Source organism: Collinsella provencensis (genome assembly GCF_900199705.1).
Lineage (GTDB): Bacteria > Actinomycetota > Coriobacteriia > Coriobacteriales > Coriobacteriaceae > Collinsella > Collinsella provencensis.
The window spans coordinates 1-1,689 of sequence record NZ_LT904905.1 but is presented as its reverse complement, the minus strand read 5'-3'; the positions used below and the strand labels follow the sequence as shown (position 1 = coordinate 1,689).

The 1,689-nt window shown below is 64.2% G+C and carries 2 protein-coding genes; both read left to right on the top strand.

The window, feature by feature from the left end; translation table 11 throughout:
- On the top strand, window positions 1–1,135 hold a 1,135-nt coding region (gene thrC, locus C1711_RS00010), incomplete at its 5' end, for a threonine synthase (protein WP_102337229.1).
- 151 nt (window positions 1,136–1,286) lie between these two features.
- A partial coding sequence (locus C1711_RS00005) for a homoserine kinase (RefSeq protein ID WP_407641515.1) occupies window positions 1,287–1,689 on the top strand: 403 nt, incomplete at its 3' end.

The window sequence follows — 1,689 nt, the reverse complement described above, 5'->3', positions numbered from 1 at the left end:
GGGCGACGCTGCCGACGAAAACGCGACGGGCGTCGATGCCGCCACCGAGAACATCATGATCGTCACCGCCACGTCGGGCGACACGGGCAAAGCTGCGCTTGCGGGCTTTGCCGACGCCGCGGGCGTGGGCATCACCGTGTTCTACCCCGAGGGCAAGGTCAGCCGCGTGCAGGAACTGCAGATGAGCACCCAGGAAGGCGGCAACGTGGCCGTGTGCGGCGTGCGCGGCAACTTTGACGACGCGCAGAGCGCCGTGAAGCGCATCTTCGCCGACACCGCCCTCGCCGAGCGTCTGGCCGCACAGGGCACCGTGCTCTCGAGCGCCAACTCCATCAACGTGGGACGCCTCGTGCCGCAGGTCGTGTACTACTTCGCCGCCTACGCGCAGCTGCTGCGTGCAGGCACCATCACGGCAGGCGATGCCGTAGAGTTCTGCGTCCCCACGGGCAACTTCGGCGACATTCTCGCCGGTTATTACGCGAAGCGCATGGGCCTTCCCGTTGCAAAGCTCGTCGTTGCGAGCGACAAGAACAACGTGCTCTACGACTTCCTCACCACGGGCACGTACGACCGCCAGCGCCCGTTCTTCACCACCACCTCTCCGAGCATGGACATCCTCATCTCGTCCAACCTCGAGCGCATGCTTTATTACTTGAGCGACGACGATTGTGAGCTCGTAGCGAACCTGATGACGCAGCTTGCCGCTGACGGCGCCTACACGCTGCCCGCTGAGCTGCTCGCCAAGATTCAGGAGGTCTTTGCCTGCGGTTGGGCAGACGAAAACGACGTTGCGGCCGCTATCAAGTCGTGCTGGGACAACAACGGCTACCTCATCGACCCGCACACCGCCTGCGGTTATCACGTCTTGGAGACGATGCCCGCCGCCGAGGGCGCCAAGGCCCGCGTGCTGCTTTCGACGGCAAGCCCGTACAAGTTCCCGCGCGCCGTCGCCGAGGCGCTTGGACTGGAATGCCCCGCTGACGACTTCGCCTGCATGGACGTCCTTGCCGAGGCAACCGGCACAACCGCGCCTGAACAGCTCGCCACGCTGCAGGACAAACCCGTCTTGCACACGGACGTGGTCGACATCGACGAGATGGGCGCCTATGTGGAGCAGGCGGCCCTTAAGCTGTAGTTTTACTTATTTGCGTTAGGCATTCTGCGGGTCTCGTCAGGCTTTGTCCGCCGCGAGTTCCACACGCAAAGGAGAGCCCAGTGGGCTCTCCGTCTTGCGCAGGACTGCCCGAGCGCCGGATAAAGCCTAGCGAGACCCCGGAGGAACCGACATGATCAAGATCACCGTACCGGCCACAAGCGCAAACCTCGGCATTGGCTATGACACACTGGGAATGGCGGTATCGCTGTACTCGCATTTCACGTTCGAGCGCGCCGACGAGCTGTGCATCACCGGATGTCCCGAGGAGTTCCAAAACGAGGACAACCTCGTCTACGTTTCGTTTGTCGACGCACTGCGCGAGTGGGGCGAGCAGCCCTTCCCCGTCAAGCTGCATATCGAAACCGACGTGCCCGTGGCGCGCGGCCTGGGCAGCAGCTCCACCTGCGTCGTCGCTGGCATCATGGCCGCTGCGGCACTCACCGGGCACACCGTGGACCGTGCCGAGCTGGTGCGCATCGCCACGGCGGTCGAGGGGCATCCCGACAACGTTGCGCCCGCCATCCTGGGTGGAG